This is a genomic window from Arthrobacter sp. SLBN-100 (assembly GCF_006715305.1).
Lineage (GTDB): Bacteria > Actinomycetota > Actinomycetes > Actinomycetales > Micrococcaceae > Arthrobacter.
The window spans coordinates 915,420-930,492 of record NZ_VFMY01000001.1; the positions used below are offsets into that span (position 1 = coordinate 915,420).

Sequence of the window (15,073 nt, forward strand, 5' to 3'; positions counted from 1 at the left end):
ACTCGCGGCAGGGCATTGGGGACAAGGAGCCCTGTTGCCTCCGGAAAGGTCCTTCGGCGGGAGTTGTATCGGGCCCCGGTTGTCGCCTCGATGCTGTCATTCCAAGGGCGCGGAGATTCTGCAAAAATAGCTCCCGACGGCGGGCAAGCGGGATAACTGGAGCAGAACCGGAGCGATGGAAATGGAGGACCCGATGGAGGATCGCCCTATTCCAGGAATCAGCCTCACCGCCACACCCAGTGGAACGGGGTGTCTGGAGTGCCTCAGCGGTGACGGCCCGGGATGGTGGCTGCATCTTCGCCGCTGCGCCCAATGCGGCCACATCGGATGCTGCGATTCATCACCCTCACAGCATGCCAGCGCCCACGCGAGCACCGTCGGCCACCCCGTCATGAGGTCCTTTGAACCTGGCGAGAACTGGTTCTACGAGCACACCACGAAGAAGTTCTTCCGCGGCCCGCGGCTTCCGGATCCACAGTCCAGACCCTTGGAGCAGCCGGCACCTGCACCGGCAGACAAGGTACCGGCAGACTGGCGGGAACACCTGCACCGGTGACCGCGGAGCCAGAATCAACCGCGCCGGCGGGATTCGGCGAAGGATGCTGGTTAGGCTGGATGGATGGCGACAGTTATCCTCGTGCGGCACGGCCGCACCACAGCTAATGCCGCTGGACTGCTGGCGGGTCGGGCGGCTGGGGTCAGTTTGGACCAGATCGGGCGCGAGCAGGCAGCATTGACCGGAGACCGGCTCGCGGTGGTGCCCTTGGCTGGGGTGGTATCGAGCCCCCTCGAGCGTTGTCAGCAAACCGCCCAGCTCATCCTCGATCGCCAGGCTGGTAATCCTCACGTGCCGGCCGATCCCGATCTCATAGAGTGCGATTACGGCCAGTGGCAGGGCCGCATGCTCAGTGATCTCGCGACCGAAGACCTGTGGGCTGCTGTGCAGTCGCAGCCGTCCGCCGTCGTTTTTCCCGGCGGTGAATCCATGGCCGCGATGCAGGCCCGGGCGGTGGCAGGAATTCGGCGCCACGATGCAGCTTTCGAAGCCGAGTACGGACCAGGAGCCGTGTGGGTGGCAGTGAGCCACGGTGACATCATCAAATCAATCCTCGCCGACGCGCTCGGTATGCACCTCGACCTGTTCCAGCGCATTAACGTGGGCCCTGCCTCCGTATCGATCGTCCACTATGGTGCTGTTCGGCCCAGCGTCTATGCGACGAACACCGACGCCGGGGATCTGTCGTGGCTGTCGAACGGTATCAACTCTGGCGATGCGCCGGTGGGCGGCGGCGCAGGGCAAACGGCGCAGTAAACCTCATGTGCCTAAAATACTTTCATGCCCACACGTGTTCATGAGTTTGCTTGGCCTGACCGGGTTGTCATCGGCACCGTCGGCGTTCCGGGAGCCCGCACGTTCTACCTGCAGGTGCGGGCAGGAACTCAGATCGTAAGTATCGCCATGGAGAAGCAGCAGTCGGCCCAGCTCGCCGAAAAGATTGACGAAATCCTCGATCAGCTCATCACCGTCGAGGGCAACCCCTTCAGCGTTCCCACGGGTACTCCCATCGAACTCGTCGACAATGACCAGCTCGAGGCAGTTACGGAGCAGTTTCGAACCGGGGCCATGACCTTAGGGTGGGACCCGACGACGGCGCAGGTGGTGATAGAGGCATACCCGATCACCGATGTCGATAGCGACGACGAGTTGCCTGATGAGGACGGCGCTGATGTGCCCGAAATGCTGTTGTTGCGGATGCCGGTCGGCACCGCCCGCGCATTCGCCAAGCGGACCCGGGAGGTGGTGGGCGCCGGGCGTCCCGCATGCCCGCTCTGCGGTTATCCCGTAGACGCCGACGGGCACGTCTGCACCCTGCCCGAGGTCTGATGCCGGCCCCCGACCTGCTGACTGCCGGGCTGACGCTCACCGGGCGGATCACGACGGCGTCGAATGCCACATTTTTGGGCACCATCGGCAGCACCACCGTTGTTTATAAGCCGATAGCCGGGGAGAAACCGCTGTGGGATTTTCCCGACGGCTTCCTTGCCCACCGGGAGGTCGCCGCCTACCTGGTTTCTGAGGTCCTCGGCTGGAACGTGGTGCCGCGCACCTGGCTGCGCGATGGACCTCTAGGTCAAGGAATGGTGCAGCTGTGGCAGGAGACTGACCCCGACCGGAACGCGGTGGACCTCGTCGCGGCGGACGACGTACCGAAGATCGGTTGGAAACACGTCCTTGAGGGGCAGGACGAGAAGGGGCGGATGGTCGCCCTCATACACGAAGACTCTCCAGAGCTCAGACGCATGGCGGTGTTCGACGTCGTCGTGAACAACGCCGACCGCAAGGGCGATCACATCCTTGCCATGTCAGACGGACACCGGCACGGTGTGGATCATGGGCTCACCTTTCACCGCGACCACAAGCTGCGCACAGTGCTGTGGGGGTGGCTGGGAGACGCTCTGACCGCCGAGGAACGCGACGGCATCGACCGTGTCAGCGCAGGACTCCATGGTGAGCTGGGCCGAAACCTGGCGAACTTGCTTAGCGCCGAAGAAGTCGCCTCGCTCGCCGCGCGCTGCGCCCGGTTGCGTTTGGCAGGGCGGTTCCCGGCTCCAAGCGGTGAGATGCCCTCGGTGCCCTGGCCGCTGTTCTAAGGAATTACTCTGGCAAGTGTGATCGCGCGTAAAGGCTCCGATTGGCGGCTCGCCGGGCGGTTACCAAGGTTCTAGCGGATCTCGGCACGCGGCTGCCGCATCCCAAGGCTATCGCCGTGAGAGCGCTGATCCCGCCCCTACCCCCAAGCTTTTTTCAAGCTCGGTGAGCGAGGGTATTCCCACCACGACTTCACTCCGGTCGGTGCACGCATCTGCTCGTCAGCCTCCTACGGTGCCTTCGTGCAGCGCTCCGGCCAACGGATAGGAAATCCATGACACGCACTGTCAGTGTTCGACACACGCAGGCGGCTGGCGGATCCTTGCGCCACGCTGCCGCGCTGCTCCAGTTCCTGCTAGTCGCGGTTTTAGCTGCCGCCCTTACAGGCCTCAATATACTGGTGGCCCCGCAAGCGCATGCGGCCGTAACGCAGGTACACGCAACGGTCGAAACAGCTCCTATGCACGGATCAGGGGATGCCGCGGACGACGCGGCCATCTGGATCCATCCCACCGACCCGTCGAAGAGCACCATCATCGGCACGGACAAGAGCACCAGTGGACACGGCCTTGTCGTTTACGACCTGTCGGGCAAGGAACTGTTCTATTATCCGGACGGACGCATGAACAATGTTGATGTCCGCTACAACTTCCCCCTCGGCAGCAGCCGTGTCGGCTTGGTTGGTGTCTCGAACCGAGAACGAAGCCTGGACTTCTACAAGGTCAACGAGTCGGACCGCTCCCTGACGAAAGTCGGCAGCTTCCTGCCCACTGCCAGCATCAAAACGCCCCGCGGGTTCTCCTTTTACCACTCCCCAACCACCGGTAAGTACTTCGCTTATGTCACTGATATCGGCAAAGTGGAGCAGTGGGAGCTCGACGGCTCCTCCGGATCGGTTACCGGCCGGCTCGTGCGAAGCTGGACGGTGAGCGGTCCGGCCCACACCGAGGGCCTGGTTGCCGATGATGAGATGAAGCGACTCTACATTGCGCAGGAGGACATCGGCGGAATCTGGCGTTACGGCGCCGAGCCCGGGGACTCGACCGCGGGGACGAAAGTCGTCAGCACGGTCGAGAACGGCGGTGACATTGTCCAGGACATCAAGGGCATCAGCATCTACTACGGCAGCGGTGGGGCCGGTTACCTGCTGGCCGCGAGCCAGGGCTCCAATCAATTCCACGCCTACACGCGTGACGACAACCGGCCGCTGGGAGCGTTCGCCATCCCGGCCGGGAACGGTATCGATGCTGTCACCGGCATGGACGGGATAGATGTCACCAACTTTGGCGTCGGCGGCCCCTTCCCCCAAGGCTTCTTCATCACACAGGACACCTCCAACGACACAGGGAATCAGAATTTCAAGCTCGTACCGTGGCAGTCCATCGCAGCCGCCTACGCGCCGGCACTGCTCGTCGATGCGGCCTACGACCCGCGTAAAATAGGAGCAGCGGGTGGTGGAGGAGACCCCGGACCGGATACCGCACAGCCCAATACCTCGATTACAGGTGGTCCATCAGGGACCAGTAGCAGCACTTCGGCTGAGTTCACCTTCACTGCGACGGAGCCTGGGACTTTCGAGTGTGCCTTGGATGGAGGTGCCTTCGAGGGATGTACGTCGCCGAAGAATTATGCTGATCTCGCAGTTGGCTCACACGTCTTCGCGGTGCGAGCGACCGACGCGGCTGGCAACTCCGACCCGACTCCTGCGGAGCGAACCTGGGTAATCGACACCTCCGCGCCTCAAACGGAGACCTTGACGGCGACAGCGGACGCCTATGTTTCCAGCGGGACGACGACGAACTACGGGACAGCGCCGAAGCTCTCAGTGGACAACAGCCCGGTGGAGAATGCCTACCTGAAGTTTGATTTGTCGGCACTCGCAGGAAAGACGATCGTAAGCGCGAAGCTCCAGCTGCGGGCGACCACCAGCGGCTCGACGGGTACGCAGAACGTCAGGTTGGTTACGGACGATACGTGGACTGAGAGCGGCCTTACGTACAGCACGAGGCCGGCCCTGGCCAGCAGTGTGCTGGGCAGTCTCGGACCGGTCACATCGAACACCAATTATGAAGTGCCACTGACTGCGTCAGCTCTGCAGGGCGAGCTTGGCGGCATCCTGTCGCTGGGCATCAACACCACCAGCAGCGACGGGGCCGACTTCGGCTCCAGAGAGACTACGACCCCGCCAAAGCTGGTGCTCCAGTTAGGATCGGGCACCGGGACGCCATCCGGGGATACCACCGCACCCACGGTGACCTCAGTGACGCCGGCAGAGAATGCACCAGACGCAGCAGTCACCGGAAATGTCACGGCTACGTTTTCGGAGGCCATGGACTCGACGACGGTCAACAGGACGACGTTCACGCTGGCCGAAGGAACTTCAACCACTCCTGTGGATGCCGTCGTCAACCTCAACAACAACACCGCCACATTGGATCCAACGTCCAATCTCAAACCCGCTACGCAGTACACCGCGAGGGTCAGCGGAGCGAAAGACTCCGCCGGCAACACACTCATCGCTAAGACGTGGACTTTCACTACAGCCGCGGCTACCACGCCCTCGGAGACGGTGACGTTGACGTTGACGGCGACAGCGGACGCCTATGTTTCGAGCGCGGCGACGACGACGAATTACGGGACGGCACTGAAGCTCGCAGTGGACAACAGCCCGGTGGATAATGCCTACCTGAAATTTGATTTGTCGGCACTCGCAGGAAAGACGATCGTAAGCGCGAAGCTCCAACTGCGGGCGACAACCAGCGGCTCAATAGGCACGCAGAATGTCCGGTTGGTAGCGGACGACACGTGGACAGAGAGCGGCCTCACGTACAGCACAAGGCGGGCCCTGGGCAGCAGCGTGCTGGGCAGTCTCGGACCGGTCACGGCGAACACCAATTATGAAGTGCCACTGACTGCGTCGGCCCTGCAGGGCGAGCTTGGCGGCATGCTGTCGCTTGGCATCAACGCCACCAGCAGCGACGGGGCCGACTTCGGCTCCAGAGAGACTACGACCCCACCAAAGCTGGTGCTCCAACTGCAGTAACCGTAGGTAATTGCAGCTGGACCAGCTTCACTCTGCGCGCCGAACAGTTGTCCCCTCTACGGGTCACTCGGCCGACACGGTGCTGCCGTGGCGAATGCTCGGCCGCCATGCCGCACCGTGTTCTGCGTACGTAACAGCTCAAGATCGACACAAGAGATCCCGAGGATTGACCGAATGGCTTCCCCCGCTTCCTCCTGGCTTCCTAGAGGGTTTCCAAGGCAACAACGACTACGTCTGGGGGACGTATGAGCACGAGAAGTATCCCGCTTGCCGAGGACGCACGAGCCGCTCAGGCTCCTGTGCCAGCCCCGCCCATCAAACCCTTGGTTGAACCGCTTGCGGTGCAGCAGGCTTCCCCCTGCAGGGGGCCGCGAACACAGGTGCAGCGGCTCATCAGCGACCTCGCCGCCCTCGCAGCCAGCCGTCACGGGAGCACAGCATGGCCGCCGGCGTCGATACGAGCCAACTCCGGAGTCGAGTCACCCACACAGGATTTCGTGCCCCCGTATTGCAGCTCCTGATTCCCAAGTTCAGAATTATGGGAAGTACACTGGAGCTCTTTCGCCGGTTCTCCGATGGTCCTGATCTGCCGATTCCCCGGATGGTTCTGCTTTGAGTGAAGCCATACCAGTAAGCCTTATCGACACGGTGATGTTGGCTGGCGTGCTTCCAGGGCTCGTGGCATCGAGTAACAATCCAGACGCGCTGACAGTAACTCCGCTTCTCCACGGAGGGGGCGAATCGGCCGGGGTTTTTCGTGTGAGCGGTAACGCGCAAGACCAGGAGGGTGACAATGCCTGGAGCATCATCCTGAAGGTACTCGCGGCCGCTTCGCCCCAGGAATCCGACAGGTGGAACTTCGCCCAGCGCGAGTACCATGCCTATGGGTCCGCAGTACTACGGGAGGCCGAGGGTGTTGCCATGCCCCGTTGCCTGGGCAGGGTGCGTCGACCGGACGGCTCGACGTGGTTATGGCTGGAAGACGTTGCCGATGACGGCGACTGGCCCTTGTCCCGCTATCAGTTGGCGGCGTACCACTTGGGGAGGTTCAACGGGGACTTCGCGCAAACACGCGCGGGATCTTCGGAGCCTTGGCTTAGCCGTCGCTGGCTGAGGGGGTGGCTGGAGGAGGCCGGGCCGTCCATTGCCCGGCTTCAGGAGCTGAGGGACGACCCCATTATCCAGCCGGTCTACTCGGATGCCGATGCGGTCCTGCATCTGTGGTCTGAGCGGGATCGGAGGCTCAACCTGCTCGAGGGTTTCCCCCAGACTCTCTGCCACCTGGACGTCCACCGGCGGAACATGATTTCCAGGCCGCACGACGCAGGCGATCAGACGCTCCTGATTGATTGGGCCTTTGTCGGCATGGCCGCCCTGGGGGAGGAACTGGCGGCGCTGGTTAGCGCCACGATCGCGTACGGGGACGTTCAAGTGGGTGACATTGGGGAGCTGGAGTCGACGGTTTTCCAAGGCTATCTTGCAGGCCTCCGGGACGCCGGTTACCGCGCAAACCCCGAGCAAGTGTGGGCCGCATATTCGCTGGCAGCATCACTGAGGCTTCCCGTTGGCGCAGTTCGGCTTGTGCTTCCGCTCCTGATGGAACCCAGCCTGCATGAACGCGAACAGCAACAGCATGACCGACCTTTGGCAGAGCTCTTTGCCAGATGGGAAGCAATGAACGGACATTTGATTGCACTGGGTGATAGCGTGGCCACCTGACCCGCCGTTGTTGTTACTCGCCACTTCCAACCGGGAGCTGTTTCCTTGCGACCAGATGCGACTTCAGGGCGGGATTCTGGATGCCTTGCACCAGGACAGGAATCGCCTCAGCGGCTGCGGCATCCCCCAGCACACCTCTATGCGAGTGTGCTCGGACCACTAACTCGCGCATTCCACTCCGTCCCGCCAGCAACGAGAGCCGGGAAGCTTGCCGTTTTGCCTCCAGAGACCACTCTGCCAAGGCAACCTCGCAACCTGCATCCATAAGCCTGCCCCGAGACCACTCCCACCGAGGGGTCAAGCTCAAAGCCTGATGCACGATTTGCTGTGCAACTCCCGCTTCGCCCCGGAAAGCATTCAGCTTAGCCTGAGCGGTTGCCGCAACTACTATCCAGGCGTTGTTGCGGGAGAGATCTGCCAGCACCCTTGCATGATCAATCAAATCCCCCGCTTCCTTGGGTCTCCGTTGGGACAGGAACACTTCACCCAGCAAGGCCTCCACGAAGGGGGCAAACGCCATCCAATGCTCAGTCTCAACAGCCTCCAGTGCTGCCTCAAGGTCCTCGGCGGCCCGACCCAGTTCACCTTGCAGCAGGTATCCCCGCCCGCTGTGGGCAAGGGCAAAAGCCCGCTGGCGTACGTCACCGGCAATCGCCGCCAATTGACTGGCGTTGTCCAAGTTGTCATACGCATGCCCATAGCGTGCCAAATCCAATTCCGTCACTCCCCGCGCGGACAAAATTCCGGCTTGTTGTCCGGGCAGGCCTTCGGCACAACGCTCGGCCTTTTCCAACCAACGGAGGGCGCTCTCCGGCAGTCCGCGCAGCGCCGTCAGCCATCCGAGGGCGAGGCAGGCCGAGGCGGCCACGGGCGAGGAACCTTCATCTGCGGGGAGCAGTGCAAGTGCTCGATGCAGCAGCGCATCCACCTCCGAACCTCTGGCACCTGCCGAGTGAATCAAGCCGGCTGCAAGCGCAACAAGACATTCTGCATGAAGTTCGCGTCGTCCTGTCCGTTCTGCCAGTTCGCTGGCTGCTCTCAGTTGAGCAATGGCCGCGTCCACGGCGTTGGCGTCGCGGGAGGCGCGGGCAGCGTCGAGATAGGCGCGTACTGTAGCGGCGGTGGCAGGAACAACCGGACCGGTAATGAGCTTTTCAGGCACCAAGGCTTTCCTGATCTCCTCCGGCAACCCAATGCCCAATTCCCGCTTGAAAACCTCGGCACACAGCTGGAACTGCTTCCGGGCCCCATCGTGATTCCCGGAAGCCACAAGGGCCCTGATCAACAGTGACTGGAAGTTCGGGTTGAAGGGGTCTCCAGCAGCAACTTTCGTCGCCAGCAGGGCAGCTGTCTGCGGGAAGCCGGCCACCAGCGCGCCCAGAGCATGTTCGTAGACAAGATTCTGGGCGGTCAGTCCTATCCTCTGACGTTCCACCGAGAGCCATGCATCAAAAGCACGGCATTCAGGAAACGACATGCCATCCAGCAGGTCACCCTGGAATGCTAAAGGGTCCAGAACGACGGAGGCTGGCGGATCCAGGAGCCGCTCCACGTCGAAGTGCCAGTGTGGTGGCAACAGGATCGTGAGGGGGTTACCTTTCAAACCGACATCTGGGCCCAGCGCACGCCGCACCTCAGACAAAGTCCATCGAAGCGCTCCCAGCGGATCCTCAGCATCGGGAAAGAGGAGGGACGCGATTTCTTGCCTCGTTGTCTTGCCTGGTCCAAGAGCTAAATATGCAAGCAGCGCCCATACTTTTCGGCCGCGCGGTTGAACCTGCTTCTCCCCAGCCCGAATAATTTCAGGGTTTCCGAGCAGCCGAATCCACGCTTCGGCCATGCGCCATTGTACCTCCGCGCTCACACGGTGCGTCACACGCTTGAAAGCCAAACTGAAAACGCCGGGCCTCGTAAATCCATCCGAGCCGCGAACGCTGCGCTGATACTGCGTACACAGGGCACATGCCCGATTATTGGCGAAAGGTCTCCTTCGGACTCCTGGGGCGCCATTCATCATTGCACCACTTCAGCAAATGGAGGAACTTCCCATGACTAAAGTTTGGCGCGGTCTACTGCCCACGGCCCTACTCGCAGCGGCAATAACCGTTCCGCCCTCAGCCTCAGCAGCCGAACGAGTCCTGCACTATCCCGCCTGCGAAAACTTCGATGTCACCATCAGCTCGACCGGCGGAAACCAAGCCGTGCGAACAACGCGTGTGAAGGACGGCATTATCTACACGATCGTTGCAGGACGCGGCACAACCTTGACGGTAGGCAACTACGAAACCGGCGAGACTGTCACGTTCGACACCAAGGGATCCGTAACGAGGACCGCTGAGAACACCGAAACGGGAACGATTGATTTCGGCCTCTCCGGCGCAAACCTGTTCCTGTTGTTCGATACTGATGCCGGTGGCCCGTCCACTATCCTCTACACCGGACTGGTGAAGTTCACTGCCACCAGTGATGACTACACACTGACGGAACCTATCGAACAGGTGTCCGGCACACAGAGGGACATCTGCGCCGAACTCGGCTGACATTATCGGTCCCCCAGCGCAAAAGGATGCTGACGACGGCGGTAGGCACCGCTGTCGCCAGCATCGTTTGGCACGGCTGCCAGATCGTAGTGGTCGCGGAGTATGCTGCCGCTGAACTCGGTGCGAAACAGCCCTCGCTCGTGCAGCTCATCGCCGCTGTCGTGCCGGCCCGGATCTGCTCATCCTTCCCGGAGCCCTCTGGGGACTGGCCCGGAGGCAGTCCGCAGTTCGGGACCTCCTGCAGGGAGGCGTCGATCACCACCCACGACGTGTTAGGGCGGAATTGGACGGGGAGCGGATCCATATTGGCATTCCGAGGCCCCGAACCTGTCGTGGTCCGGGCCTTTGACGCAGGGTGCCTTAGGAGCCGGGCACACAGCACCAGACACCACCCGCCGCGGCGAGGAAAAGGGCAGCCAATCGGTCGCCGTTTACCCGGTTCCTCACTAGTGTGAGGGCTATGTGCGCGGTAAGAGCCGGTGGTGCACCAGCCCCTGTTGTCGCATCGTGGCTGGGGGCGCGCCGCCCTCGCGCGCCTTCGGACATTGGACCAACTTGAACAAGACTCTTTCAGCCCTCGCCACGGCAATGGCCGCCCTGTTGCTCGCCGGATGCTCGTCATCCACTTCCCCGACAGCACCCACAGCCGCTGAACCTGCCCCAATGACGGCCAGCCAGACAGCGGCAGCCCCCGAATCAATCCCCGTCTCCTCGGCCGAGGCAGACAAGACGGCGGACTTCAAGAACCCAATGCGCCATGGGTGGGTCAAATCAAGTCTGCGACGGAACCGGAGCCGGGCAGGATCAGCATCGACACCAGTGTTGTTGACCCGCGCGGCGCCGACGGCAGCGAGGCGGCCAAGACAGCGACAGCCATCTGCGAGTCCGCCGTTGCCCTTTTCGGGCCAAGCTACGTCGAGGTCAAGGAGGACGACGGGACTCACTTCGTGCTGTTCTGGATATCAGTCTCCAAGGGTGCGCAGCTTGGCGGCGCTGAATTCCTCGTCGGAGAGTGCGCCCTTGGCATGGAGCTCTGCAAGGAGCGCCAGTCATTGCTCGTCGAGAACCAAACCCTCTCCGCAACCCGCGACGCCCTTCTCCCCCAGCTCATGTCTGGCAAGCTCCGGGTCAAGGAGGCGGAAGCAATGGTGGCGGCGGCAGTCTGAAGCCGTTCAGCACTGTCAGACCCAGCAGATAGGTTCAGGGTGAAATGATCGCCACGAAGGGAACCGATCGACATGTCCACACCAGCGTCATTCGAATCAACGCCCGCAGCGTCCAGCATGCCGGACTGGTACCCGGAGTTGCTGGCTTCTGTATCCGGCGAAGTCTATTCAGGGCGTTCCAGGGCAGTATCGGCGGCCAGCCACGAGATGCTGGTGTCCTACTGGGCCGTCGGCAACGAACTGATGAAGCGCGAGTCCGAGGAAGGCTGGGGAAGCAGAGTAGTTACGCGGCTGTCAGCGGACCTTCGCTCGTCATTTCCTGAGGCCAGGGGTTTCTCGCCTCGAAACCTCCGCTATATGAAGGCGTTTGCTGAGGCATGGCCGGACTTCCCAATGTTGCAAGCTCCGCTTGCAACATTGCCCTGGTACCACCAGATCGCCTTGCTGGAGAAGCTCAGCGGGCGGGAAGCCCGTCTCTGGTACGCAACTGCCGCGATCGAGAACGGCTGGTCACGGAACGTACTCGCCCATCAGATCGAGACGAAGCTCCAGGAACGTTCCGGCAAGGCGATCAACAACTTCAAAAGGACCCTGCCGCCGTCGGACTCGGACCTTGCCCAGCAATCATTCAATGACCCTTACGTCTTTGACTTCGTGTCCATGACGGGCAAGCGGGATGAGCGTGAGCTCGAGGGGCAACTGATCGTGCACGTCGAAAAGTTCCTCTTGGAACTCGGCCAGGGATTCGCCTTCGTGGGCCGGCAAGTGCGCTTGACCATTGGCGATGACGAGTTCTTCGTGGACCTGCTGTTCTACAACTTCAAGCTGCGCTGCTTCGTGGTGGTCGAGCTAAAGGCCACTGCCTTCAAGCCGGAGTACCTTGGCCAAATCAACATGTACATGTCCGCCGTCGACGATCTCCTGGCGCACGCACAGGACCAGCCGACCATAGGCCTGCTCCTCTGCAAGACCAAAAACAATGTCGTGGCCGAGTATTCGCTGCGTGGCTTCGCCAAACCCATCGGCATAGCCGAGTGGGAGTCGGAGATCGTGAAGTCCATGCCGGAGGAGTTCATCTCCACGCTTCCAAGTATCAGCGAACTCGAAGCCGAACTTTCACAGGACTTATCATCAGAAGATCCGGTCAACCAGGGGGAATCACCGTGTCAGCACCAGCAGTAGCCTTTTCGGAAGCCGATTGGGAGGGGGCCGCGAAGGAGCAGCTCGGCGAGTTGGACTGGAAGCCGTTGGAGGGTCAAGCCATCGCGCCCGGCTCCGGGGAACGCGACTCATGGGGGCGAGCTGCTCATCCGGCCCCGGCTGCTCGAAGCCCTGCGGCGCCTTAACCCGACAGTCCCTGCCCAGTAGCAGGCACCCGACCAGAACGACGGGCTCGCCGTCAACCTACCTGCAGCAGGCTCTGGCGGAAATCGCATCACCCAGTCGAATGACGCGATGGCCGAGAACCACCGCATCCACAACTGCCTCGTCGACGGCTACCGGCTGACCTATATCGACTATCGACTCAGAAGGCAACGAAGCCAACCCGACCATCCGGCTGCTCAGCCAGGTCACCCTGATGCAGGGCGACTACAAACGGCGCTTCGACGTCGTGCTCTACTGCAACGGCATGCCCGTCAGCATCATTGAACTCAAGAAAGCCGGCAGCGCCCACGCCGACCTCCCCGGCGCCCATGCCCAGCTCCAGACCTACCTCCGCGAATTCCCCACGGCGTTCCGCTTCTGGTCTTCACGCTCACCACCGACGGAATCCAGGCCAAGTACGGAACACCCTTCACCCCCTTTAACCACTTCTCACCCTGGGATGTAGACGACGACGGCGTACCGGTCCCCCAGGGCTACATGGTCGAAGGCGATGCCCTCACCGCGCTGGACACTGCGCTGGACGGCCTCTACAACCAGGAACGCTTCCTGCAGCTGACGCGCAACTTCACAGCCTTCGACCAGGGCTCGGGCGGGCTGGCCAAACGCATCGCCAAGCCCCACCAGTACTACGCCGTGACGAAGAGATCCGCGTATTCATGGCCAAGATGGATGCTGTCGACCGGCAGGCCAGCGGCGAACCGGTGCCGGAGGAGATCCAGCGGCTGCTGGGGAATCTGATTGCGTCGGCGACTTCGTCAGGTGAAGTGCTGGACATCGACGACGCCGCAGGGATGCCGAAGCCGTCTCTGGAAGACCTGACGCCGGAGTTCATTGCGAAGACGCAAAAGGCCCGGAACCCCGCAGTTCGCAATAGAAGCGCTACGGAAGCTGATTGCTGAGGAGTCGACATCTTCCACTCGGAACAACGTGATCCGGCAGCGGGCGTTTTCTGAGCGGGTAAACGAGCTGATGAAGAAGTACACGAACCAGCAACTGACATCGGCCGAGGTTATTGCGGAGCTCGTAGAGCTGGCCCGGGAAGGGGCGGCAGAAGGCAAGCGCGGGGAGCAGTTCACTCCCCCGCTGAACTCAGATGAGCTGGCTTTCTATGATGCCGTGGCCCAGAACGAGTCGGCTGTGGAGGTCCAGGGCGAGGGCGTCCTGGCTGATATTGCGCGTGAGCTCGTCTCGGTGATGCGGCGGGATGTACGGACTGACTGGACAGTCCGCGATGACGTCCGGGCAAAGCTGCGATCCTCGATCAAGCGACTCCTGGTCCGGTTCGGCTACCCGTTCGGCTACCCGCCGGACAAGCAGCCCGAGGCAATCAAACTGGTCATGGAACAGATGGAGTCAATGGCGCCTCGGTTTGCCGAGGCGCAGGCGTAGCCCAGGGAATTTCCGCCAACAGGCGGTTGCAACAACACTACGAAAAATGGGGACATGGCTACTTACGAAACACCCGATGCTGGCATCATGCCGGAAGTACCGCCGACACCAAACCATGCACCAGCACCCAAGCCTAAGCGGCTGAAGTTAGCGAAGCTCCGGTCAGCCAACGGCGTCCGGATCATCCTGGGCTCGGTGCTGGCTTTGCTGCTGATCATCACTTGGTCGGCTAATAACCCCGGCTTGCAGAGTGGCAGCAGCCCGTCCGATTGGAAGTCTGAGCTTAGCGCGGCCGATCTAAAGAACACCATGAACAACGGTGAGACCAAGGGCGCCCCGCAGCAGACAGTTGTCAACGGCTGGTATGCCAACGACATTGCCGCTGTCACAGCTGCGCAGAACACCTACATTGCTGCAAGTTCCGCCCGGAACGGGAATCTTTTGATGCTGCTGGGCATCGGAATGGCCGGCGAATTGATTATCCGTGGGGCCGAGCGCGCAGGCATCAACCGCCGAGCTACCGCGTAGCGATGATTGTCTACAGGTCGGCGGACCTCACTTCTGGTAAATGTCCCGACGATGTCCTAGGTTGACGACTACTACCAAGAGCACGTCGTCCTGGATGGTGTAGATGATCCGATAGTTACCCACACGGACCCGATAACCTGGGCGGCCGCTCAAGGCAATTGCTTTGGGCGGCCGTGGGTCTTGGCCGAGGAGCGCGATAGCACCTTGAACGCGTTCTTTGTCCTCGGGATGAATTTTCTTAAGTGCGCGGATGGCCGCAGGTCTTAGCTCAATCCGGTAGGGACTCATGCCCAGCCCAGATCCGCCTTCACTTGTACCCAGGGAATGTTCTCGCCTTCTTCCGCCATTGCTGCATCGAATGCCGCAATGTCCTCGACTTCTTCCAAAGCATCAAGCATCTGCTCATATCGCTCTGGCGATACTAGAACTGCTGCCCGATGTCCGCGACGCTCAATGAATACCGGCTCCGACTCGGCCTTTTCGATGAGCTCTGGCAAGTGTGATCGCGCGTCAGTGATATTGATGGTCGACATGAAACAAATGTACATCCGCTGGCACCAGATGTACATCTGCTCCACCACCATCATGCGAAACGAGCGAGTGTGAGACCTAGGGTTACTTGGCGGAAAGCGCCAGACGTGAACCACGGTGC

Annotated in this window: 15 protein-coding genes and 1 pseudogene; 12 read left to right on the forward strand and 4 right to left on the reverse strand. The window is 61.5% G+C overall.

Features of this window, described 5'->3' with window-relative positions; genetic code table 11:
• Window positions 1–193 precede the first annotated feature (193 nt).
• From FBY31_RS04275 to FBY31_RS04300, 6 genes are all read left to right on the forward strand, one after another.
• The gene (locus FBY31_RS04275) at window positions 194–556 is read left to right on the forward strand and encodes a UBP-type zinc finger domain-containing protein (RefSeq protein WP_142037333.1); all 363 of its coding nucleotides are present in this window, start codon (window positions 194–196) and stop codon (window positions 554–556) included.
• Window positions 557–619: 63 nt separating this feature from the next.
• Window positions 620–1,312, forward strand: coding sequence for an MSMEG_4193 family putative phosphomutase (locus FBY31_RS04280; RefSeq protein ID WP_142037336.1), 693 nt, complete (start codon window positions 620–622; stop codon window positions 1,310–1,312).
• Between the two features lie 24 nt (window positions 1,313–1,336).
• Window positions 1,337–1,885: a DUF3090 domain-containing protein gene (locus tag FBY31_RS04285; RefSeq protein ID WP_142037339.1), complete on the forward strand. Its 549-nt coding sequence runs from the start codon at window positions 1,337–1,339 to the stop codon at window positions 1,883–1,885.
• Complete coding sequence (locus FBY31_RS04290; RefSeq protein WP_142037342.1) at window positions 1,885–2,652, forward strand: SCO1664 family protein; 768 nt, start codon at window positions 1,885–1,887, stop codon at window positions 2,650–2,652. Before FBY31_RS04285 ends, FBY31_RS04290 begins: the two co-directional genes overlap by 1 nt.
• Before the next feature lie 272 nt (window positions 2,653–2,924).
• Window positions 2,925–5,693: a phytase gene (locus tag FBY31_RS04295; protein WP_142037345.1), complete on the forward strand. Its 2,769-nt coding sequence runs from the start codon at window positions 2,925–2,927 to the stop codon at window positions 5,691–5,693.
• A 759-nt stretch (window positions 5,694–6,452) separates the two neighbouring features.
• A complete protein-coding gene (locus FBY31_RS04300) occupies window positions 6,453–7,412 on the forward strand; it encodes a phosphotransferase (protein ID WP_160142440.1) in 960 nt (319 codons plus the stop codon).
• Between the two features lie 13 nt (window positions 7,413–7,425).
• On the opposite strand, the gene FBY31_RS04305 is transcribed toward FBY31_RS04300, so the two are convergent.
• On the reverse strand, window positions 7,426–9,252 hold the full coding sequence (locus FBY31_RS04305; protein WP_160142441.1) for a BTAD domain-containing putative transcriptional regulator: 1,827 nt from the start codon (window positions 9,250–9,252) through the stop codon (window positions 7,426–7,428).
• A gap of 208 nt (window positions 9,253–9,460) precedes the next feature.
• On the opposite strand from FBY31_RS04305, the gene FBY31_RS04310 reads away from it, so the two are divergent.
• The 4 genes from FBY31_RS04310 (at window position 9,461) to FBY31_RS23245 (ending at window position 12,949) form a co-directional block, all read left to right on the forward strand.
• The gene (locus tag FBY31_RS04310) at window positions 9,461–9,952 is read left to right on the forward strand and encodes a hypothetical protein (RefSeq protein ID WP_142037354.1); all 492 of its coding nucleotides are present in this window, start codon (window positions 9,461–9,463) and stop codon (window positions 9,950–9,952) included.
• A 761-nt stretch (window positions 9,953–10,713) separates the two neighbouring features.
• Complete coding sequence (locus FBY31_RS23240) at window positions 10,714–11,118, forward strand: restriction endonuclease subunit S (RefSeq protein WP_235012926.1); 405 nt, start codon at window positions 10,714–10,716, stop codon at window positions 11,116–11,118.
• A gap of 72 nt (window positions 11,119–11,190) precedes the next feature.
• Complete coding sequence (locus FBY31_RS04320; protein WP_142037357.1) at window positions 11,191–12,300, forward strand: PDDEXK nuclease domain-containing protein; 1,110 nt, start codon at window positions 11,191–11,193, stop codon at window positions 12,298–12,300.
• Between the two features lie 397 nt (window positions 12,301–12,697).
• On the forward strand, window positions 12,698–12,949 hold the full coding sequence (locus FBY31_RS23245) for a type I restriction endonuclease (protein ID WP_235012928.1): 252 nt from the start codon (window positions 12,698–12,700) through the stop codon (window positions 12,947–12,949).
• On the opposite strand, the gene FBY31_RS23250 is transcribed toward FBY31_RS23245, so the two are convergent.
• On the reverse strand, window positions 12,934–13,125 hold the full coding sequence (locus FBY31_RS23250) for a hypothetical protein (protein WP_235012929.1): 192 nt from the start codon (window positions 13,123–13,125) through the stop codon (window positions 12,934–12,936). The two genes, FBY31_RS23245 and FBY31_RS23250, sit on opposite strands and share 16 nt — an antisense overlap.
• A 17-nt stretch (window positions 13,126–13,142) precedes the next feature.
• Here FBY31_RS23250 and FBY31_RS23255 point away from each other — a divergent pair.
• Both FBY31_RS23255 and FBY31_RS04330 read left to right on the forward strand, forming a co-directional pair.
• A pseudogene (locus tag FBY31_RS23255) lies at window positions 13,143–13,893 on the forward strand (DUF3387 domain-containing protein); the annotation flags it as partial.
• A 54-nt stretch (window positions 13,894–13,947) separates the two neighbouring features.
• Window positions 13,948–14,421, forward strand: a complete 474-nt coding sequence (locus tag FBY31_RS04330; RefSeq protein WP_142037360.1) for a hypothetical protein — start codon at window positions 13,948–13,950, stop codon at window positions 14,419–14,421.
• Between the two features lie 27 nt (window positions 14,422–14,448).
• On the opposite strand, the gene FBY31_RS04335 is transcribed toward FBY31_RS04330, so the two are convergent.
• Together FBY31_RS04335 and FBY31_RS04340 are read right to left on the reverse strand one after the other, a co-directional pair.
• Window positions 14,449–14,709, reverse strand: coding sequence for a type II toxin-antitoxin system RelE family toxin (locus FBY31_RS04335; RefSeq protein ID WP_142037362.1), 261 nt, complete (start codon window positions 14,707–14,709; stop codon window positions 14,449–14,451).
• Window positions 14,706–14,954 carry a type II toxin-antitoxin system Phd/YefM family antitoxin gene (locus tag FBY31_RS04340; RefSeq protein WP_142037365.1) on the reverse strand — a complete coding sequence of 83 codons (249 nt, stop codon included), beginning with the start codon at window positions 14,952–14,954 and terminating at the stop codon, window positions 14,706–14,708. Before FBY31_RS04340 ends, FBY31_RS04335 begins: the two co-directional genes overlap by 4 nt.
• Between the last annotated feature and the right edge of the window lie 119 nt (window positions 14,955–15,073).